Below are 21,951 nucleotides of genomic sequence, written 5' to 3' on the forward strand. Positions count from 1 at the left end.
ATCATAATATCATGATTTACAGACATGAGAAATTGGTGCGAATGAAATAACAGTACTTATTTTACTCTTGAGATTCACCTTCCTTATGTAAAATAAGGATCCAATGAGTTGTGAGGAAGGCGGATGACGCATTCGCATTCTGGGTTTTACTTTAATAGCAAAATAACAAAATAACAAATAGCAAAATAACAACAAAAAACTCAAAATGAAAATTACTATAAACAACGATAACCACCTTGTGCTGGTTAAATCAATTTTGATTAATACACGCTCCCGAGAGCAATTTCTGGCGAACTCCCATAAGCTTTTTTAAGTTTGCGGTTGAGCGCCTTATGAAGAGATAGGTTTTTGATAATGAAAAGAGTGCTGATTAACGCTACTCAGCCAGATGAGTTGCGCGTGGCTATTATGGATGATTCTAAGCTAATTAATCTTGATATCGAAATTTCCGGCCAAGAACAAAAAAAATCGAACATTTACAAAGGTGTCATTAGTAGTATAGAACCTAGCTTAGGAGCAGTATTTATTGATTATGGAAGTGAACGTCACGGATTCTTGCCATTAAAAGAAATTTCACGGGAATACTTTCTTCAGGAAATCCAGCAGGATTTCAATTTCACCAATATTAACCAGGTACTTAAAGTTGGTCAGGAATTGGTCGTTCAGGTAGATAAAGAAGAGCGTGGTACAAAAGGAGCCGCCCTAACGACTTTTATCAGTCTCGCTGGTTCTTTTTTGGTTCTGATGCCTAATAATCCACGAGCAGGCGGGATTTCGCGGCAAATCGAAGGAGAAGAGCGAGACCAACTACGTGAAATAATCAGTAAACTGGAATTGCCGGAAGGCATGGGTCTCATTGTTCGAACGGCAGGCTTGGGTCGTCCTAGAGAAGAATTAGATTGGGATTTGAAAATCTTGCTGCGTTATTGGGAAGCGATAAAACAAGCAGCTGTGGCAAAATCAGGACCCTATTTAATTCATCAAGAAAGCGATGTAATCATTCGTGCCATCCGTGATTACTTACGTCAAGATATCGAGGAAATTCTTATTGATGATGAACAAGCATGTAACAATGCTCGACATTATATTAGTCAGGTACGTCCTCATTTGGTGGAACGTTTAAAATTTTATCGTGACTATTTGCCTCTTTTCAGTCGGTTTCAAATCGAGCAGCAAATTGAAAACGCTCACCAACGTGAAATTTACCTTCCATCAGGTGGATCTTTAATTATTGATCAAACAGAAGCACTAGTAGCCATTGATATTAACTCCGCCCGTGCTACACGAGGAACCAGCATTGAAGAGACAGCATTTTCAACTAATTTAGAAGCAGCTGAGGAGATTGCTCGTCAATTGCGTATTCGTGACATTGGTGGTTTAATCGTTATTGATTTTATTGACATGACACCTATACGCAATCAGCGTGACGTCGAGGGTTGTCTTCGTGAAGCATTAAAACAAGATCGCGCTCGAATTCAAATTGGTCGGATTTCACGTTTTGGTTTATTGGAAATGTCACGTCAACGTTTACGATCTTCTCTTACAAGATCGACTCAGGTACCCTGTCCACGATGCAATGGTGAAGGCACAATCCGAAGCATTGAATCATTAGGCTTATCAATCGTTCATGTAATTCAAGAACAAGCTTCTAAAGCAAAAAATATTCACTTCCAATTACAAGCTCCTGTGGATGTTACTACTTATTTAATTAATGAAAAGCGCGAAGTTTTGAGAAATATTGAAAAACATTATCCAGTGAAAATTACGGTCATTCCTAATCAATATATGGAAACGCCGACATATCAACTGAAGCAGATTAAAATTGATCCATCCAATTTAAATCACGCTAAAGGGATGCCCAGTTATAAACTCGCTAAAATATATAAAACTGAAGTCCCACAAAGACAGGAAATCAAACCATTTACTGAACCAGTCATTCAACGATTTTTAACGACAACAGGAACTACATCAACATCAATAATAACGCCTCCTCGCAAATCAGGAAGTACGGGTTTATTTAAGCGATTGATGACGAAGATGTTTGGTAGTGACGAACCTCCAAAACCACCTGCTTCGAAAACAACAGAGCATATACCTCAACAGCAAAGCTACCAAAGTAGTAGCGACAATAAACGGAGACAACCAACTGGCACTGGAAATCATCAAAGTCCACGACGCCGCCCTTCGCGAGAGGGAAGGAGATGGCATTCACGTAGAGCACCACGTGGTGGTCAACGCGATTGTGGAAGAGGAGGGGATGCTAGTTTTGATTATTATGTACCATCTTCGCATACCTTCTGTAGAGTAATGTCGATAGAGATGGCTAACATTAATAAATTGCCAGTACCAATGACACTTGCTTCTTCCGTTGACTTTTATAGCAAAGCCGAAAATTGCCTACGTCACAATGACTTGGGTACTGACAGTAATTCTAAAAATATTGATGAAGGCAATGATGTCAATAATTTAATCTGGAAAATCAGTAAGTAACACATTACATCGGAATACCAGAGCCGACACTGACATGAACATTAATCGCTATCTCTGATAACAAATTGTGCTGAAAAATTTTCATATCGCATCATGGTGTGCTCGTTGTCCTTTGAGCAGAGATCTGCATCAACTACCTATATTCAAAATTCGATAAACTTGCTTTTCAGGAAGAAAAGATGCACATTTAGACAACATATCATATCAGATCTTTTAATCTTACTTTGGAAGATCCTGTATAAACTACCATGCGCTATTTAAGATAGAATCTCCTTATTTAACAAAGAAATTTTTATCACGTTTTGATGAAACACAAATATTACGATCAACTGCAAATAGCATCTTCCTTTGTTATGTCATAATCAGGTTCCATCATTAACCGCACACGCAATATCAGTTCTTCGTTGCTGCCCCATGATTGATCGTGCTGGATGTTCACTTTGTGTTGATAAAATCCTACTTGTTGAACAATATCTTAGCTTTCGTGATCGCCCGTAATTTTGGCATTTTTAACACTTGACATAGCGCTTCGATTAAATTCTGCAAAATCTTTTGATGAGTCCAAAGATGAAATTGTTGGAATATCATTCCCACTTTACTGCGTAAATTGATGAGCCTTTGTCGATTTGATTTTTGTTGAAGATGAAAATCGAAATTCAAGCTCATTAATCAACATACAACAATGGGGGTCAAAAATGGAATTGGATAAACCGTTTATAGTTTGCTTTAAGAACCCGTTCCTTCCTCTACAAAAGACTCTCTAACTCAATTGATTCTTAAGATCATGATTAATGAAACATTAATATTTATCAAAACTAATTCTGAATTCAGCTTCGTTGACTGTCATATTGCTTGATTGTAACTAAAAAGATTCTTCTATATCTCGCCACCATTGTTGGTGACGATACCAATTTTATCGAACTAAAATCTATTAAACAGATTCGAAAAGCGCTTACAGCAATATAAGCATTATTCGGGAATGTAGAAACTTAAGGTAATCAACTCATTTATTTGTCTAGGTATGCCCTGACTTTCTCGAGGTCCTCCTTCGTATCAACGCCAGAAAAATATTTTTCTTTAATAACAACCATATGAATACGTCCTCCATGCCACAAAATACGTAATTGTTCCAAAGATTCCAACTTTTCTGCAAAACAAGCATCCCAGGAAAGATATTCTGCTAGAAAGCCTACACGATAAGCATAGATGCCAATATGGCGATAGTGAGCACCATTCAATTTTACATTTTTCTTATTAACAAACATAGTGCGATCCCATGGAATAGGAGCATGACTAAAATAAAGGGCATAATTTCGACGGTTCAAAATAACTTTCGTCGTGTTCGGATTGAATAACTCCTCTACACTTGTTAGAGCTGTACAAAGTGAGGCGACTTTTACATTGTCATGCTCATCTAAATCTTTAGCCAACTTACGAATAGTTTCTGGTGAAATGAGTGGTTCGTCCACTTGCAAACATACCACGATTCCGTTATCCTCCAGCCCTAAGGCAACGACCGTTTCTGCGATGCGTTCTGTTCCAGATTGATGATCCGATGAAGTCATACAGACGGTAGCTCCAAATTTTTCTGCTACTTTGCAAATCCGTTGATCATCAGTAGCAATCATAACGTCTTCAGCTCCGCTTTTCATAGCGGATTCATAGACGTGCTGCATCATAGATTTACCAGCGATATCAGCAAGCGCTTTACCGGGTAAGCGAGAAGAGTTATAACGAACAGGTATGATGACACGAAAATCCATTTTACACTTCCTCAATTAATCGACGAGCTCTGTCAACTAACATAACAGGAATACCATTACAGATAGGATAAGCTAGTTTATGAAAATGACAGATTAGCTCTTCTACATCTTGTTCTTGCCTACAAATCAACTTTCCTTTACAAATTGGGCAAGCTAATACTTTTAATAACTTTTTATCCATATATTACCTCACGGAAATATTAACGAAAATAATTTATCATCTTTAAAAGAAGAAACAAGAGGTCGTATTATCTACAGCTATGTCAATATTCAATTTCTAAATTAATCACGTCTAAAGCAAATTACCTACTCACAAAAAAATAACCTAATATCTCTGATGGTTAAGACTCTTTTAAAACGCTTTTACTTTTTATTATAATGATTACAATGAAAATCTTATCTTTAGTATTTGTGTCCCATAAATCCGGTATAGCAAGAAATGATACTTAAAGTTTCTTAAGAGAAAATGTCAAAGTGATGCCGGCGAGAATTCTGAAATAGAGATATGAATAGCGCAGAAGATATTTAAGACGTAGAGGATGAGGATAAAGAATATAAGAAGTGAACCACATAATTTCCCTAATAATATAATAATCTTTATATTCTAAATTATTATTAGATTAAAATTTATAGTAAAACTCTTAATTTTAATACGAAATATAATTATAATTTTATTAGAGGTCTTAATACTAAATTATTTTTAAAAATTTATTTTGTTTCATTGAGAGTAATGTACTAGTGGAAATAAACATAGCTATTAAAATGCTAATCATACTGGTACTTCATTTTATTTCTATTTTTCTTCCAACTACCAACAACTTTCTCCTAATCGAATCACTGTTTAGTGATATAGTTCTTCCAGGCCATACTATCTATAGAATAGCAGATTACAATTCACCACTATTACCACTTTTTTCTTTTTTAAAGAAACTATGTATTAATTTAAACAATACAGTTCTCGAATTGCAAGACTAGTAACTAGTATTATGTAGTATTATAGTTGCTCTGTTAATAACGGTTTAGAAAATTTATCATACTCACACCTTTAATGAACCACCTGATACTATCCAATGTGGTATATAGTAGCCAATGTAGTATATAGTAGTACTCTTCACTGTCTTACTACTCATCAATAAATAAATTACTATTTTCTTCATTGGAATATTGGCTTATCATCTTCCACTAACCTAATTGATAATGATACAAATGCACTCATTTTACATTCAAAAATCTTTGACAAGGCTATTCAAGCAAGAAAACTTATTTTACATCTGTAACTATTAGTAAATTTAATGCCTACCTTCAATCCTAAAACTTCAATCCTAAAACTACAGTAAAACTTATAGATAAAAGTCAAATATTAATTGAAAGCATTACTTAAAAATTGAAAATTGCTGATAGTGTTGGAAATATCATTAATATTTACATGTATCTTTTAGATCTAAAAAATGACTATTTTTAGTTGAAAACAGATATTCTCTCTTAATTTGTCTTTATAGTAATTACTCATTAGCACAAAATATGACCATTTCGAGATATAAAGGTTTAAGCAAATTACTTTTTAAGATACCTTCGGTTTCAGATCAGTGTCAGGTGCTTTTAATACTTATTTAAAGATAATGAGATGATTAGATGCTAAAAAAATATGTATTGTAACTCACCATGACCTTTGCTCATAAATTGGGAAATTCGTGATAAATCTGTATTAGAAAACTACCTTACCAAAAATTGCTTCAATTGCTATAAAATTAAAAAAATTTGTACATAAACACACAAAATAATTCGTCGTCATTCATCGTAATTTGTAATTAAAGAGAGAAATAATATCCCTGTAAAAATCCCATTAAACATTAAACTAAATGCATCTGAAACTATTAATCACAATTAATGCATATACACCGTACCGTACATATGATGTTTAGCGAAGAAAAAAATTAATCCTTATTCTACTTTTAAAATATTCGATAGTTTTAAAAATAAGATTTATCTTATATAATATGGAAATACTAAATACAGCATTTCGTGCAAGCAAATGATAAAATATATGAAATATCATATATAAAGTATAAGGCTTCTTATATGAAGATATAAATTAAATATGCTTACAAATACGACAATTGAAAACACTTTTTTATTGTCTTAAAAGACAATCTCTATCAAAGGCATAACCGATTTAAAAACAATTGAATTTCAAATAAGAAAGGTTAAATAACTCTAATGATAACGAATGGTTGCGATTCAAACCGACATGTAAAGTCCCAACCGACATGTAAAGTTCCACCAGAATCATTGTTAAAAACGATGAACTGGAATAAGTTTTAACAGATTAATCAATCATAGTACATAAAACTACTACAAGACAAGCCCTATGATCAATTGGTCGGGACGACAGGATTTGAACCTGCGACTCCTTGCACCCCATGCAAGTGCGCTACCAGACTGCGCTACGCCCCGAATACATGTGCGTAGTATCATTCCCGGTAATATATTATCAAATTTGCCATTTATAAAAACTTTGAGGAGACTATGAACAATGGTGTCTTAGTGGAGAGCTGTAAACAGTGCATTCCATCCAGACAGTCGGTTATTAACTGTTCCTAGCCCAGCTACAATCTTTAGAAGTATTTTTGAACAATTTTCGCTTTGCTCCTTCAATCGTATAATCCTCTTCATAAAGCAAGAGGTGAATTTTTGTATAATGAGGGTCCCTTCAATTGATAATAACGACGATCACTGCGTTCTTTAATGGAGAAAGTTGATTGTATTCTTGTTCCTAGTAACGCAAAACATGGGGACGTAAATGACCAAGTCTCCTAATCTCGCCTATGGTGAAATGTAATGCTTCAGAAATGTGGGTCAAATCAATCGATTATTAAAACCCATTTCTTGTGGCTGAACATTCTTCTTTACCCTAGATCTTAGTTTATGCCCTGCACGAAATGTTACTACGCGTCGTTCCGTAATGGGAATTTCTTTACCTGTTTTGGGATTGCGGCCGGGGCGCTGCCTTTTATCGCGCAAATTAAAATTACCAAATCCTGACAATTTTACTGGCTTTCCCTGTTCTAGTGCAAGACGAATATCCTCAAAGAATAATTCGACTATTTCATTCGCTTCTCGTTTAGTCAATCCAATAACATTAAACAAATGCTCTGCAAGCTTAGCTTTTGTAAGTGCCATTTGGGCTATGTCCTTAACGTTGCATTGAACCTGTGCCGAAGCTTAACAACTATTCGTTCAATGACTTGATTGATTTCTTCGTCTCTTAGAGTGCGTGATGAATCTTGAAAGGTCAACCTCAAAGAGACACTTTTTTTGCCAAATTCAATACGTTCAGCGTCCTTATATATATCAAAAATTTCTGTCATGATCAATAATTGCCCAGCGTTTTTAACAATTTCTTTTTCAATACTCGCTACTTCTATATCCCAATCCACTATGACCGTGATATCTCGCTGTATCATCGGAAATTTTGATAAGGCTTCATACCGAGGTAACATAGCTGTTTCTATCGCCTTAAGCTCAATCTCAAAGAGATAAGGGGTCCTTGTTAAGCCTAATTCTCGCACTAAAGTAGGATGTAAAGCACCCAAATAACCAAAACAACGATCTTCTCGATAAATAGCTGCACATTGACCTGGATGTAAAGCCGGATGATTATCTTGAACAAAACAAAAATCAGCTCTCGTCAAGGAGATAAGTGCACTGAGATCTCCTTTTAAATCGTAAAAATCTGCCAAACGCTCGCGCTGTCCCCATTGAGGACTATGTACACTACCAAATACCAAACCTCCCAATTTTGTTATCTGCCTCCTCTCACCTTCTTCTGTAAAAAAGCATCTTCCTATTTCAAAAATCCGAACGCGCTGAATTTGGTGAGCTTGATTGTATTTAAGGACAGCAATAAGCCCCGGCCATAAACTGTTCCTCATGACATTCATGTCATGAGTAATTGGGTTCGCAAGCTGCAGCGCGATAATACCAGGATTGAGCATATACTGAATCTTATCGCTAACAAAACTATAAGTAATTATCTCATGATAACCGCGATCTACCATCAAGTGTCGAATCCGCGCGGTATTCACATGCTGCTCTTTCAATAAAGGAGGCACCGTTAGGGAACGTTTCATAGAGGTTGGTGGAATTTGCTCATAACCTTTCAGACGAGCTAACTCTTCGATTAAATCAACTTCTTGGGTAATATCAAACCGATAGCTTGGAATTGTGACTTGCCATCCTTTTTGATATTTAACTACTGTCATCCCTAACAATTCGAGAATGAGCTGAATTTCGTTATCATTAATTTCAATGCCAAGTAGATGTTTAATCCGTTTGCGTCGCAGTGTGATAGTAGATATTTTTGGAAGAGTTTCATTAGTACATTTTTCAACAATGGGCCCTGCTTCTCCTCCAACAATGGATAATAGTAATTTGCTCACTCTTTCCATCGCAAGGATTTGAAGTTCAAAATCAACACCACGTTCAAAACGATAGGAAGAATTTGTATGCATATTGTAGCGTCGTGCAGTTAATGCGATGTTCGATGGCGAAAAATAAGCACTTTCCAAAAAAATATGTTTCGTTTTTTCACTAACAGCGGACTCAAGATTACCCATAATCCCTGCGATAGATTTAGGCTGATTTTTGTCAGCGATGATCAAGGTATGCTCGTTTAACTTTACTTCTGCTTCGCTAATTAAAATGATTTTTTCATTAGATTTCGCAAAGCGCACCTCAATGCCTCCTGACAATCGATCCCAATCAAAAGAGTAGATCGGTTGTCCCAATTCTAGCATAACGTAATTAGTAATATTTACCACTGGATGCATAGCATGGAATCCCGAACGGCGCAATCGTTCACACATCCAGAGCGGCGTCGATACACCACTATTAATATTGCGAATAATTCGCCCCAGATAACGCGGACATGCTTTTGTTGCTTCTACATTGACCGGGAAAATTTCATTAATCGTAGGCGAAATAGTTATCAATTCTGATGTTCTTAAAAGCAGCTGATTAATCGAACTTAGCTCGCGGGCAATACCTCGTAAACTGGCACAATCACCACGATTTGGTGTTAATCCAATTTCAATAATATGATCATTAAGTTGTAAGTATTTACAAACATCTTTTCCAATAGGAGCATCGCTTGGTAATTCCATGACATCAGCTGAATCATTGCATAATCCAAGCTCGCGTTCTGAGCAAATCATGCCATCTGATGTGACGCCGCACAATTTAGTTTTTTTGATTTTACGGTCACCAACACGACCTCCTACCAAAACTACAGCTACTTTTAAGTTTACACGAACGTTGGGTGCACTGCAGATAATTTTTAAAGGCTCATGTTCACCAACATCAACTTGATAACAAGATAATTCATTTACGTTTGGATGTTTTGCCTTTGATATTACTTTTCCAATAACTACCTTTTCTAAGTGGCGAGCAACTGGTTGCACAGAATTAACTTCCAATCCAGACATCGTCAATTGTTTTACTAGTTGTTCGGTATCAATAGGTAAGTTCACCCATTCACGCAGCCATGTTTCACTAAACTTCATAGACTAAAATTGCCTTAGAAATCGTAGATCATTTTCAAAAAATGAACGCAAGTCTGGCACGTTGTACCGTAACATAGCAAGTCGATCTAAACCAATGCCAAAAGCAAATCCATTATATTCATCCGGATCTACATTCATATTATATAAAACATTGGGATGCACCATACCACAACCTAACACCTCCAACCATCTATCTGCGCTTGATTGATAGATATCAACTTCAGCCGATGGCTCTGTGAAAGGAAAATAAGAGGGACGGAAACGCAAACGAAATTCTGCTTCAAAAAAGCAATTCAAAAATTGCTGTAATAAACCTTTCAAATCGGAAAAAGTACAATGTTTATCTACCACCAGTCCCTCTGCTTGATGGAACATCGGTGTGTGTGTTGGATCAATATCGCGACGATAAACACGTCCTATTGCAATTAACCAAATTGGAACACCTTGTTTTTCCATTTCCCGAATTTGAACATTTGATGTATGTGTTCGCAACAGTAATTTACCACTCGAAAGATAAAATGTATCTGCCATAGTGCGGGCTGGATGCTCAGGGGGAATATTCAATGCTTCGAAATTATGATATTCATCTTCAATTTCAGGACCTTCCACGATTTTAAATCCTAATGTCATAAAAAGTTGGGCAACTCGTTCTGCAACACGAGTGATTGGATGAATTGTTCCTTGAACATCGTATCGACCACGTAAAGTGATATCGATTTTTTCTTTGATTAATTGTTCCTGGAGTTTTCGTTCACAAAGCTGAGATGATTTTTTATTGAGTAAGGCTTGAACTTCATACTTAATTTCATTGATAGCTTTTCCAAGTAGTGGTCGTTCTCTAACTGGTAGCTCGCTCATACATTTCAACAATGCAGCCAATTCTCCCTTTTTTCCCAAAAAACCTAAACGAATTCTTTCAAGTGCAGTCTCATCTTGCGTTTCTTCAATCATTTTTTTGCTAGATTGTAAAAGAGAGGTCAGTCGATGCCACATAAGTTGCGTGTCGTTATCCAGCTAATAAAAATTTGGCTTTTTTTATTAACTCACCGAAGGCGATTTTATCATTGACTGCTAAATCGGACAAATTTTTTCGATCAATAAGAATGCCAGCCTTGTTTAAACCATTAATTAAGCGATTATAGGAAAGTCCATACTCACGAGCAGCTGCATTTATACGCACAATCCACAAAGCGCGAAATTGGCGCTTGCGTTGCTTACGATCGCGATAAGCATATTGCGCTGCTTTAATCGTCGCTTGTTTTGCAACTCGATATACCCGGCTACGCGCACCATAATAACCTTTTGCCTTACTGAATACTTTTCTATGCCGCGCTCTCGCGTTAACCCCTCGTTTCACTCTTGGCATAACTCTTTCTCCACTATCCTCTTTGCTGCTATCTTATCGCGATCTAACACGGGCACAAAAACATCCAAATGCGACATGCATTCGATCTTATGATGAAACTACAAGTAATCACTCACTTAACTCCTCAATATTTCCTTAATCGCTTTTAAATCACTTTTAGCAACTGTATGTAATGCACGCAAGCGGCGTTTGCGCTTCTGCGATTTCTTTGTTAAAATATGATTATGATTCGAAGATGCCCGCTTGATAGCACCAGAGCTTGTGCGTGCAAATCTTTTTACAGCACCTCGGTTAGTTTTCAATTTTGGCATAATTCTCGCTCTTCTTTTTAATGTTAATTTCGCCTTTACTTTTCATAATTATCATTACCATTTGGCGACCTTCCAGCTTTGCCTCCTGTTCAATAGTAATACTTCCTAAATCCCGCTTCACCCGATTTAACAGCTCAAGCCCCAAGTCACGATGTTGCATTTCACGTCCTCGAAAACGCAAACTTACCTTTACCTTATCACCACGTTCCAAAAATACAGCGATTTTACGCAATTTTATTTGATAATCACCTACATCCGTGGCGGGACGAAATTTCACCTCTTTGAGATGAATTAATCGCTGCTTTTTCTTTTGCACAGCTTTTTGTTTACTTTGCTCAAACTGGTATTTACCGAAGTTCATGATACGGCAAACCGGTGGTTTTGCAGTAGGAGAAATCTCAACTAAATCCAGCCCAGCTTCTTTGGCCATCATGATAGCTCGATCAGTTTTTATCACCCCGACCTGCTCACCGTTTTTACCAATCAACCGAACTTCCAAGACACGAATTTGATTGTTGGCACGTATTCGTTTTGATCTGATACGTTATCTCCTCTTTCGACTTCGCTGACTAATTTCAGTCTGCAATTGATGTGTAAACGCTTCAAGCGTTATTATTATCGTTTTTTTATTATTCCCTAATGTTTCTCGTACTGCCAGCAGTTTATTAGCAACTTCCTTATCACCAATGATAACCTGATAAGGCACACGCGCAACAGTGTGTTCACGAATTTTAAAGCTGATTTTCTCGTTTCTCAAGTCTAATCTAGCTCTAATACCGAGATTTTGAAGATTCGCTACTATTTGACGTACATAATCCGCTTGGCAATTCGTGATATTCATTACGACAACCTGAACGGGCGCCAACCACAAAGGTAATTTACCAGCATACTCTTCTAATACAATCCCCAAAAACCGTTCAAAAGACCCTAAAATGGCACGATGGATCATAACAGGCGGCTTTTTGGAGCCATCTTCAGTGATATAATAAGCGCTTAATCGCTCGGGTACAGCAAAATCTACTTGGATTGTGCCACATTGCCATATACGTCCCAAACAATCTCGTAAGGAAAATTCAATTTTAGGACCATAAAAAGCACCCTTACCTGGTAGTATACGCCATTCGACTCCATTTCGATCTAAAGCTTTTGTTAGCGCTTGCTCTGCTTTGGTCCATACCTCATCACTACCAACACGTTTCTCAGGACGGGTAGAAAGATTATAAATAATCTCGGTGAATCCAAAATCGGCGTAAACTTCGTGTAATTGATTAATGAAAGCAAGTACTTCGGACTGAATTTGATTTTCCATGCAAAAAATGTGCGCATCATCTTGCACAAAACTTCTTAATCGCATTAAACCATGTAATGTACCTGAAGGTTCATTACGATGACATGTACCAAACTCGGCATAACGAATTGGCAAATCGCGGTAGCTTTTAATGCCTTGATTAAATATTTGTACATGTGCAGGACAACTCATCGGTTTGATAGCATACCGCTGAAAATTCAAAGGTAACGTAAAAATATCATTGCTAAATTTTTCTAGATGTCCGGATTTATCCCAAAGAATGTTGTCAATAAGCTGTGGAGTGTTTACTTCTTGATAACCATATTTATGTGTCATATAACGAATATAGTCCCGCATTTGAAGAATAATGCTCCAGCCATTAGGATGCCAAAACACGTTGCCTGGTGATTCCTGCTGAAAATGAAAAAGATCCATTTTCTTTGCAAGCACACGGTGATCTCGTTTTTCGGCTTCTTTAAGATAATAGAGGTAAATTTTTAAAGCTTTAATATTAGGCCAGGCAGTTCCATAAATCCGCTGTAGCATTTCATTATTACTATCTCCTCGCCAATAAGTACCTGCTAGTTTCGTAAGTTTAAAGGCTTTTAAATAGCCAGTATGAGGAACGTGTGGACCGCGACATAAGTCGATAAAATCTCCTTGTTGATAAACGGTAAGTGTTTCCTCTTTGGAAATCTCACGAATAATTTGGATCTTATACTTCTCATCCCGTTTTTTAAAAAGGGTCATGGCTTTTTCGCGGGTTAATACCTTTCTCTCAATGTCCAGATTAGCCTTGGCTAATTCTTCCATTTTCTCTTCGATCTTTTCAAGATCATCTGGCGTAAAAGATCGCTCGAAAGCAAAATCATAGTAAAAACCATCTTTGATCACAGGACCAATGGTCAATTGAGCCGTAGGGAATAACTTTTTAACAGCATGTGCTAACAAATGCGCGGTTGAATGGCGAATAATTTCTAATCCAATGGGCTCTTTATCCGTAATAATTTCAAGTGCAACGTTTCTATCAATAAGATAAGATAAATCCACTAATTGATTGTCTACTTTACCAGCCAATGCCGCTTTCAAAAACGAAGGCTCGATGAATTCTACTATAGCTTGAATGGTTATCGGCTTTACGAATTTTTTTACACTCCCGTCAGGAAATCGGACCATTGGCATAATAAACTTTCCTCAAGAAATTCAAAATGGTAGCATAAGTTGTCCATTTTTACGAAATTAGAGAATGGAGTCTGCTTAGTGCTTCCTTTTTCAATCAATTATTTTCCTGAAAGTTGGCGAGTGTTTTGTCATGTCTTGTCAATGCGTTAGACGCTTTAGTTGGATTATTAAGATGTTATTTTTTCATTATTGATAGATATAAATTCAATAATCCGTTTTTTCCATTAGCTAACCAGACGGAGGATAAAATGGATAAGATAGTGTTATCGAATCTCTATCCAAAAAGTAACAAATTGTTTGATGGGACTTCCATTGTACAAGCAAGCAACTTTCGATGCAAAAGATTACGTAGAAAAATTGCATTTCTTGATAAATATAAACTAATTTCTAGAAGATACGTAGTATCGAAGATGGATACTACTATATTTAGTTTGCTCACTAATTCTAACATATTTTCGTTTAGAAGCCGAAAAAATGGATTAGCAGAAAATTTAATGCATTCCTTAAAAACAAACTTTCTACAATACTCATTATTTTTCTTAGAAAAATGTAGAATATCTCTTGGAAGTGAAACAATATACTAAAATAACGGTAAATCTCTGGTTAAGATTATCTATATTAGAGTGTAAAAAACGTTATATCAAGAAGTATCCAAAATACTTAATGTGCTTCTTCATGCGCTTGACAAAAAATCAAAGAAAAATCATTCTTCTGTAGAAGAAGAAGTGGGCACAAAAATTAAAAATATAAATACAACTCATTCAATCTTTTATTTTCCACAAGAAAAATTTACTACTAGCGTTTTTATACTTGCAAAATTTATGCCTGTAAAAGTAAAAGTAGTATACGATAATTCTTAGATGGATAAAATCTATACATCCAAGTCTATTCACGATACTAGCTTAATTAAACGAGACAAGACGGCAAGCGCTTTTATGTTATGTTGAAGCGTTATATCGTATACTAATAACATTTGACAAAAACAAGTAAAGTTAAATTTTTCTTATTAGTGCTGATTAAAAACTAATGACTATTGTTTTTTCTCTTTATAGCAAATGTCATGATGAATGAAGAACCACAATTATCGAATGATTTAGTTCTCAAGATTTTATATAGCAGTAAAAGTAGTTAATTAAAAAGAAGGAAGACTTATTAAAGCAGATGGCCTTACGTTTAATTATTTCTGTATGATTCTTAATTGATGACCAGGAAACTTTGTTTATTTATACCATAAAATGACGGCTTCATTATCAAAGAAGCATTGATAGGAAAAGAAAAACTAATATATTATTGATCATCTTACTGCAGTACGTAAATCAACCATTAAAAGTAATACTTTTGGAAATCCAACTGATGGCTTGATTTTAACATTATAATTCTTTGTAATTCTTTAATCCAATATATGCTTGTTAGAAGAAAAATGTTATAATTTTCAAGAATAACTATAACTCTTTTACCATTATTCTGTGGTATAGGTAAAAGTAATGTACGAACGTATATCAAACCTGTTCACGCTTATTCTCCCAAAAATACAAAGTATTTTTTTATGCAAGATTCTTACAAAAGATTAAAGATTTTTAAGCTTTATCAACAAAGTACAAAAATTTATTTTGGATTATAGAATCTTCGTAATTTGTAGCATTAGATTTTCTTTGAGAACAAGGCGAGAAGAATAAAACATTTAGCATGCTATCTACTTTTAGCATGGAGATATATAGTTAAAAAAACAACCAAACTCAAGCTCGATTTGAAAATTTAAATATAGAAAAATTCCATTAAAAACCTTTAAAAACCTTACTGTAAAGATAATTAAGCAATTTATCTCATTAGGTTCGTTTTTCAAATTCTATCATGAAATAAATATCAAGTCTTTTTTAAGTCTTTATGGGTAGCTTTAGTCGGTACATTTAATATCAACTTATTATTGAACTATAAATTCGATCAACACACTATTCGTATTTCATATGTACCACGTGTGTCTACATTAGTAGATGTACAAAGATTATGCTCCTCGTTTTACAGGACTGTGAGAAATCTCTTGATATGTCTGCGGAAAATACTATATCACATCCAAGAAGTATTCTTTATGTTAATTATGTTAAATCTTTAGATGAAAACAATTATTTTTCAGCACTTACCGTGTAATTGTATGAATCAATTACATATTCCAATTTTATGATAAGTAAAATTAGATTTAAAATTCTTTCTAAATAATGTATCGAATACTTAATGTTCTATTTTATTGGCCAATATGCATATCGCGTTCTAAACCTAGTGGATTATATACCTGCAGTGTTAATCTAGTTTTGTTTCAAAATTTCAATTACTATGCAACCTACCTATTAGGAGATTAAATAATATAGGTGGTAATAATCTTTATATTTAACCATTGTATTTAAATTCTAAAAAAAGTGCTATAGTCTAAAAAGGTCGTTTAACTCTTAACAACATGTCTATTCTACATAAGAATTTAAGAGCTTTTTTTAAATACCTTTTTTGGTGTACGAGAATAACCTATAAAGTACCAAGTACCTCATTAATCAACAGCACGTTATTAATATCAATTCTATGCAAAATATGTATAGAAAACCACCATCATAGTATTGCCTGATAAACTAAATAAAGTCGTAGTAGAATTATTTTTGAAAAAGTTGATAAAGCCTCTCTCTACTAAAGATATCATTTAGCAATAACTGTACGAGAGATGATGCATTGTAGTATTGTTCTCATATCTATGAAATAGATATGAGAACAATACTACTTAATAGCTTACTCATTAAAATAGTTAAAATAGAAAGTTAGGTACAAAATCTAGAGCCTAAAAAATGACTACTACACTCGATCCTGGAATGTACAGTAGGCACGATTGGTATCGAACCAATGCCCTCCACCACGTCAAGGTGGCGCTCTACCACTGAGCTACGTGCCCACTACAAGAGAGATAACAATAACATAGCATTTCTGTGATAAGCTGTGCAACAGCTAAATTATTAGCACCCCAATCGCTTTTTAGTTATTCTTTTCCGTCGATTCTGATACATTTTGCTTATAAAAATTAGCTACGGCACCCTGTCTCGATTTATGAATCGTATAATAATTTAGCGTATCGCATATTGTAAAAATAACACGTTGTAAACATCTTGAAATATTGCATTAACTGATTAATTTAAAAGTAAAAGTTGGTATATGAAAGCACACCCAATACCATAAAATAATCCTACAAAATAAATCCTATAAAATATATAAAATAAAAGAAAAAAGCTGCTAATAAACACTATAAAGCTAAGCGCTACCAATGAAATTTTATCATTTACTATTAGTTAACGTTGCAATAGGCATTGATGTTTGATTACACCAATGGTACATTTCATCTACGATTATAAAAAGTAATGTCGTCGCTGTTTGATGCTACTTTTGCAAAGATAATTAGGTGATTTTTTCATACTTTTTAAAAGAAGTTTATATCCCAATTAAGAATTATACTTTGATTTATTTAACGACAAAATCATTCGTCACAATTTGTGTGTTTAATAAAAATTTTTGTAATAGATATGCAATTGTTTTCACAAAATTTTCAAAAATAATTAACTTTACTTAATCTCAATAATATTTTAATTGGAAGTTCTGAAACATATTATATGCTAGTGTCAAACATACTCACGACCGATTAATTCTATCGGTAGTGATTAATTTCGTCATTGTATTACTTACTATTTTTTTCAATCAATATAGATCTTACCTTTAATCTGCTTATTATAAACACCCTATATTTTTTCTAACAGTTCAACAGCAATAATTTTTTTCTCATTGATTGAATCAATAGGACTGTATTTCGTGAATATTAGGTTAAATATTGTAATGCGTCTGTTTGCCATCTTCATTTCTTTTAATACATAAGGATAATGTCTAACAACACCTATTCTTGAATAATAAAATAATTAAGCACTCCGATTAAGTGACCGAAATTATCCGAAATTATATAATTGTAATATAGTCCAATAAGCTTAATAACGGTGCTAATGTAGATGATCTTTATTTCGACTGATTTAGATTCATATCATAAGCAGCTCTACAGTCCTTATAGCGCTAATATTAGATTTTGTTATCAGTTTTGTCAACCAAAAAATCCAGCGACACATTAGCAAAACATTTAATAAAATACGACAAATATAAATCCTTTGATGTTACTTTAATATTAGAATAAAAGTAAATAAGAAAAAAAGTATAACAAGAGGAATTGTGTTATTAATTATCAAATAAACAAGCAAATTAATCTGATTGAATACCAAAAGCTACCATGCTATGGTACCACCATAAATGCGTTAGTACCAAGAAATAAAGTGACCCATATAATAAAAATAACTATAATAGCTCCTCTTGTCTCTTTGTTTAGTATTGAAGAATTCTAAAAGATATATTTCCTCCATCACTTATACAATACTAAGATGATGAAAAGAGTCCCCAATTGTACCAAAGCATTATCATCAACCCATCGAAAATTAGGCCATTCTAACATAACTACCAGTGGTCCCATCAATAAAATCAATAACCAGTCGATTTTAAGCCAAAAAAAAGTTGCCAACCAAATCAACATTGCAACAATTACACCAATAAAGAAAATCAATATCCTGTTTAATTGGGTTCGACGTAACTCTCCTAGTAAAGGATCAACAAAGGCACACGATGCAGTAATCGGGATGGCATATTGTTTCCCCGGTGCCAATAATAAAACTACGCAGAGACTAACTACAGTCCATGAAAAAGAGGAAATATTTTTAGCTTCTCTTTCACGCTGCCCATATAAGACTAGTCCACTTTTTAATCGCACAATTTCAAACATAATAACCAATATAATAATAATCAGCAGTAAATATTTTGTGGATAAATTGGTAAATCGAGCTATCACTTTAGCGTAAGTGAAATAAAACAAGGAAACAAGAAAAATTCCTACATGAAGGAAGCGACGAAAAATACGAACTTTTAAACCATTAGCTATTTGCATGTGGCACATAGCACAAGGAACCAATCTAACGTAGAAAGTGGTAATTTTCGCCCGGATCAGATTACTAGGGCTACTACTTCCTTCGTGATCATATGATCGACGTAGCAGTGTATCTGAAATAACAATAATCTTCAACATTTCTTTTTAAAAAGCCTGTGTTAGAAAAACACTCCTTGTAAGTACGAACGTCTAATCTAATTAATTTTTCTAAATACATTTTTCATATAACAAATATCTACTACAATTTCACCTGGAACGAAGTGCGGTTCCATGGAATCATAAAAAATTAAAGAGTGAAATAAAAAATATGATTCTTCTAGCAATTATTTCAAATATGTTTCAATAACCAATGAAGGACCAGTATAGGCAGAAAGTGTAATTGATATCAAAGACACCAAGGAGATTAAAATTATAGCTTCTTCGCATAGTGCTTTTGTCTCATCTAAGATTAAATAGCAAACTTAAGCTGTCCCTAACAAATACAGGAGGAATAAACTGATAGATTTTCATTATCAGTTACTAAAAGAAATTGCTCTTCACGAAAAAAAGATAAAAACTAAGGAAAAAATACTCTTGCGCAAATTTGTCATTCAAACGATATTATGTTGATCCTACATATACATATCCTGAAATTTATTTAACTCAACGCGAACTTGAGATGATAGTTTTGCTAATGTAAGAAAATGATTATAAAACAAGAGAATATCTATCAATTTCGATTCGTTCCATTGAAGATCACGTTAAACATTTAAAAAGAAAATTTAAATGCTTCCATAAAAAAGCTTTAATCAATGTGCTGAAAGGTATTACTCTCATCAAAAAACTTAATAAAAACTTGAAAAACGAAGTGTTAGGTTTTCAAATGTTTTAATTCAGGTGTATTAGAATAATTAGTCTGCAATAAATAATAAATTGAATCTGCCATTTTTGGTAAATCTAGCGCTCGGTATGCTAATATCATGATAATTAAACCTTTAATAACCTGAGGTGATCCTTGAAAATGTTGAACAACATAACTAGCCCGATTAGCTGCTGCCATGTAAGCATGTCTTTTCATGTAAAATTCTGCGATTGTAATTTCGCGTTGCGCTATTAAATTACGAATATATCGCATACGAGCAAGCGCATCAGGTGTATACAAACTATGTGGAAAAACTTGGACAAGTGTAGAAAATGCAATAAACGATCGTTGTAAGGTACTGACATCACGAGCAGCAGGACTAATGTCAGCTAATTCCTGCAGCCAGGATAATTTTAAATCGAAAGCAATAATACCGCGCATGTAATATGCATAATCTACATGTGAATCTCGAGGATAAAGATGAATATATCGCTTGGCAGCCGCAATCGCAAAAGCTGTATCACAATTTTTATAGTAAGCATAAATAATATCAAGCGCAGCTTGTTTGGCGTATGGTCCAAAAGGATAAACAGCATCTAACGCTTTAAAATTTTTAATTGCTTCGGCATAATTCTCTTTCGCTAACGCTTTTTCTCCGGCATTAAGTAATCCCATTGGAATTTTGTTACAAAATGTGTGACAAAGATCCACATCCTTTTCAGCGTAACTAGTTAAAGAAAGCAAAAAGACAACGATAAAAATCAATTTTTTCATAAGTTCTTCCTTATACTACACCGCATAAATGCAGCCACTATTTATTATTAATGGATAACCTACCTCATAAAACTAAAGCAGCTAACATATAAAGAGTGCGCAGCTAACAAGAGAGATATATTATATATCAATGAGTAGCCCACAAAAAATCGTTTTAAAAAATGTTATTCCTGCTGGTTTAAATCGGACTCGACTAGATCAGGCATTGGTTAAATTATTTCCAGATTATTCTCGTTCACAATTACGAAATTGGATCCAAGCTGGTTATGTAACTGTGAATAATCAGAAAAAAATATTAGCTAAAGAAACAGTTCAGACCAATCAAGTTATCAAAATCATTGTTCAGCTAAAACCTTCTAAACCTTGGATTCCTCAATCCATCCCTTTAGATATTATTTATGAAGACGAAGCAATATTTGTTATTAATAAACCCCCGGGTTTAGTCGTCCATCCCGGCGCAGGAATTCCTGATCACACTTTAGCTAATGCGCTGTTGTATTATGACCCATATCTAGCAGTTATTCCTCGAGCAGGGATGATCCATCGTCTAGATAGAGATACTTGCGGACTGCTTATTATCGCCCGTACACTGATTGCTTACCTTAATCTGACTAATGCCATGAAAATGCGACAAATCACCCGAGAATACGAAGCCATCGTTAAAGGGATTCTGATTTCTGGTCAAGTCATCTCAGCACCAATTGGGCGCCACCCTACGAATCGAACACGGATGGCGGTTGTTGCATCAGGTGGCCGCTCTGCTACGACACATTTTCGCATCGTTCATCGATATCGAGCTCATACCCATATTCGCTTACGTTTGGACACTGGCCGTACTCACCAAATCCGCGTCCACATGGCACATATCCATCACCCTCTTGTGGGTGATCCTGTCTACGGTACTCACATTAGTAGTATTCCACATTGTCTTTCTACTCCACTCAAAACGGCATTAAGAGCCCTACATCGCCAGGCGCTATACGCATCAACTTTACGTTTTATTCACCCGATTACTCAGCAACCGATGGAATGTCACACTCCTCTTCCAAAAGATATGGTGTACTTAATCCAGTGTTTAAATGACGACGAACAACATCATGTAAAATAATTTGATTATTCCAAACTATTATCCCTATACTAGTCAATCCAACCTAATGCTACGAATAGCCTATTCATTGATAAATAAGAAAAAGAAATGGCAGCAACATTCGGTTGATGAGGCTTGGGGCGGTATCATCAATTAGACTCTAGCGCTCTTTTAAAGCTCATTCACCAAACTGCTTCATTTAGTTAAGCGCAACCCATCACTACCCAAGTTTCGGAAGTGATGATGGAATCTGAGATATTTTTCTGTATCATCATATTGATTCTCA

General features: G+C 34.8%; 13 protein-coding genes and 2 tRNA genes. 2 read left to right on the forward strand and 13 right to left on the reverse strand.

The window, feature by feature from the left end:
• Window positions 1-354 precede the first annotated feature (354 nt).
• The gene (locus tag CEAn_RS02860) at window positions 355-2,490 is read left to right on the forward strand and encodes an Rne/Rng family ribonuclease (protein ID WP_211923706.1); all 2,136 of its coding nucleotides are present in this window, start codon (window positions 355-357) and stop codon (window positions 2,488-2,490) included.
• Between the two features lie 1,007 nt (window positions 2,491-3,497).
• Here the strand turns inward: CEAn_RS02860 and kdsB are convergent.
• The 13 genes from kdsB to CEAn_RS02925 form a co-directional block, all read right to left on the reverse strand.
• On the reverse strand, window positions 3,498-4,253 hold the full coding sequence (gene kdsB / locus CEAn_RS02865) for a 3-deoxy-manno-octulosonate cytidylyltransferase (protein ID WP_211923707.1): 756 nt from the start codon (window positions 4,251-4,253) through the stop codon (window positions 3,498-3,500).
• A 1-nt stretch (window position 4,254) separates the two neighbouring features.
• Window positions 4,255-4,434 carry a Trm112 family protein gene (locus tag CEAn_RS02870; protein ID WP_211923708.1) on the reverse strand — a complete coding sequence of 60 codons (180 nt, stop codon included), beginning with the start codon at window positions 4,432-4,434 and terminating at the stop codon, window positions 4,255-4,257.
• Window positions 4,435-6,630: 2,196 nt separating this feature from the next.
• Window positions 6,631-6,707 (reverse strand) — tRNA-Pro (locus tag CEAn_RS02875).
• A gap of 402 nt (window positions 6,708-7,109) precedes the next feature.
• Complete coding sequence (locus CEAn_RS02880) at window positions 7,110-7,433, reverse strand: integration host factor subunit alpha (protein ID WP_211923709.1); 324 nt, start codon at window positions 7,431-7,433, stop codon at window positions 7,110-7,112.
• 5 nt (window positions 7,434-7,438) lie between these two features.
• Window positions 7,439-9,814, reverse strand: coding sequence for a phenylalanine--tRNA ligase subunit beta (gene pheT, locus CEAn_RS02885; protein WP_211923710.1), 2,376 nt, complete (start codon window positions 9,812-9,814; stop codon window positions 7,439-7,441).
• Between the two features lie 3 nt (window positions 9,815-9,817).
• Window positions 9,818-10,807 (reverse strand): phenylalanine--tRNA ligase subunit alpha, encoded by a 990-nt coding sequence (gene pheS / locus CEAn_RS02890; protein ID WP_211923711.1) that lies wholly within the window; start codon window positions 10,805-10,807, stop codon window positions 9,818-9,820.
• Between the two features lie 13 nt (window positions 10,808-10,820).
• Window positions 10,821-11,180, reverse strand: a complete 360-nt coding sequence (gene rplT / locus CEAn_RS02895; RefSeq protein ID WP_211923712.1) for a 50S ribosomal protein L20 — start codon at window positions 11,178-11,180, stop codon at window positions 10,821-10,823.
• A 116-nt stretch (window positions 11,181-11,296) separates the two neighbouring features.
• Entirely contained in the window at window positions 11,297-11,491 is a 195-nt protein-coding gene (rpmI, locus tag CEAn_RS02900) for a 50S ribosomal protein L35 (protein WP_211923713.1), read from the reverse strand.
• Window positions 11,472-12,032: a translation initiation factor IF-3 gene (gene infC / locus CEAn_RS02905; RefSeq protein WP_244670117.1), complete on the reverse strand. Its 561-nt coding sequence runs from the start codon at window positions 12,030-12,032 to the stop codon at window positions 11,472-11,474. The genes rpmI and infC overlap by 20 nt, the downstream gene beginning before the upstream one ends.
• Window positions 12,033-12,035: 3 nt before the next feature.
• Window positions 12,036-13,961 (reverse strand): threonine--tRNA ligase, encoded by a 1,926-nt coding sequence (gene thrS / locus CEAn_RS02910; RefSeq protein WP_211923714.1) that lies wholly within the window; start codon window positions 13,959-13,961, stop codon window positions 12,036-12,038.
• Between the two features lie 2,857 nt (window positions 13,962-16,818).
• Window positions 16,819-16,890, reverse strand: a tRNA-Val gene (locus CEAn_RS02915).
• 1,497 nt (window positions 16,891-18,387) lie between these two features.
• A complete protein-coding gene (locus CEAn_RS02920; RefSeq protein WP_244670057.1) occupies window positions 18,388-19,101 on the reverse strand; it encodes a hypothetical protein in 714 nt (237 codons plus the stop codon).
• Window positions 19,102-19,813: 712 nt separating this feature from the next.
• Window positions 19,814-20,578, reverse strand: a complete 765-nt coding sequence (locus tag CEAn_RS02925; protein WP_211923715.1) for an outer membrane protein assembly factor BamD — start codon at window positions 20,576-20,578, stop codon at window positions 19,814-19,816.
• Window positions 20,579-20,708: 130 nt separating this feature from the next.
• Between CEAn_RS02925 and rluD the strand changes: the two genes are divergently transcribed.
• A complete protein-coding gene (gene rluD / locus CEAn_RS02930) occupies window positions 20,709-21,686 on the forward strand; it encodes a 23S rRNA pseudouridine(1911/1915/1917) synthase RluD (RefSeq protein WP_211923716.1) in 978 nt (325 codons plus the stop codon).
• The last annotated feature ends 265 nt before the right edge of the window (window positions 21,687-21,951 follow it).

The sequence above is a fragment of the Coxiella endosymbiont of Amblyomma nuttalli genome, assembly GCF_018107685.1.
GTDB lineage: Bacteria > Pseudomonadota > Gammaproteobacteria > Coxiellales > Coxiellaceae > Coxiella.

Coding starts and splice junctions, on each gene's coding strand:
- kdsB (WP_211923707.1), bottom strand. CDS start 4,253: ATGGATTTTCGTGTCATCATACCTGTTCGTTATAACTCTTCTCGCTTA.
- CEAn_RS02920 (WP_244670057.1), bottom strand. CDS start 19,101: ATGTTGAAGATTATTGTTATTTCAGATACACTGCTACGTCGATCATAT.
- rplT (WP_211923712.1), bottom strand. CDS start 11,180: ATGCCAAGAGTGAAACGAGGGGTTAACGCGAGAGCGCGGCATAGAAAA.
- CEAn_RS02860 (WP_211923706.1), top strand. CDS start 355: ATGAAAAGAGTGCTGATTAACGCTACTCAGCCAGATGAGTTGCGCGTG.
- CEAn_RS02925 (WP_211923715.1), bottom strand. CDS start 20,578: ATGAAAAAATTGATTTTTATCGTTGTCTTTTTGCTTTCTTTAACTAGT.
- rluD (WP_211923716.1), top strand. CDS start 20,709: ATGAGTAGCCCACAAAAAATCGTTTTAAAAAATGTTATTCCTGCTGGT.
- CEAn_RS02870 (WP_211923708.1), bottom strand. CDS start 4,434: ATGGATAAAAAGTTATTAAAAGTATTAGCTTGCCCAATTTGTAAAGGA.
- rpmI (WP_211923713.1), bottom strand. CDS start 11,491: ATGCCAAAATTGAAAACTAACCGAGGTGCTGTAAAAAGATTTGCACGC.
- CEAn_RS02880 (WP_211923709.1), bottom strand. CDS start 7,433: ATGGCACTTACAAAAGCTAAGCTTGCAGAGCATTTGTTTAATGTTATT.
- thrS (WP_211923714.1), bottom strand. CDS start 13,961: ATGCCAATGGTCCGATTTCCTGACGGGAGTGTAAAAAAATTCGTAAAG.
- pheT (WP_211923710.1), bottom strand. CDS start 9,814: ATGAAGTTTAGTGAAACATGGCTGCGTGAATGGGTGAACTTACCTATT.
- pheS (WP_211923711.1), bottom strand. CDS start 10,807: ATGTGGCATCGACTGACCTCTCTTTTACAATCTAGCAAAAAAATGATT.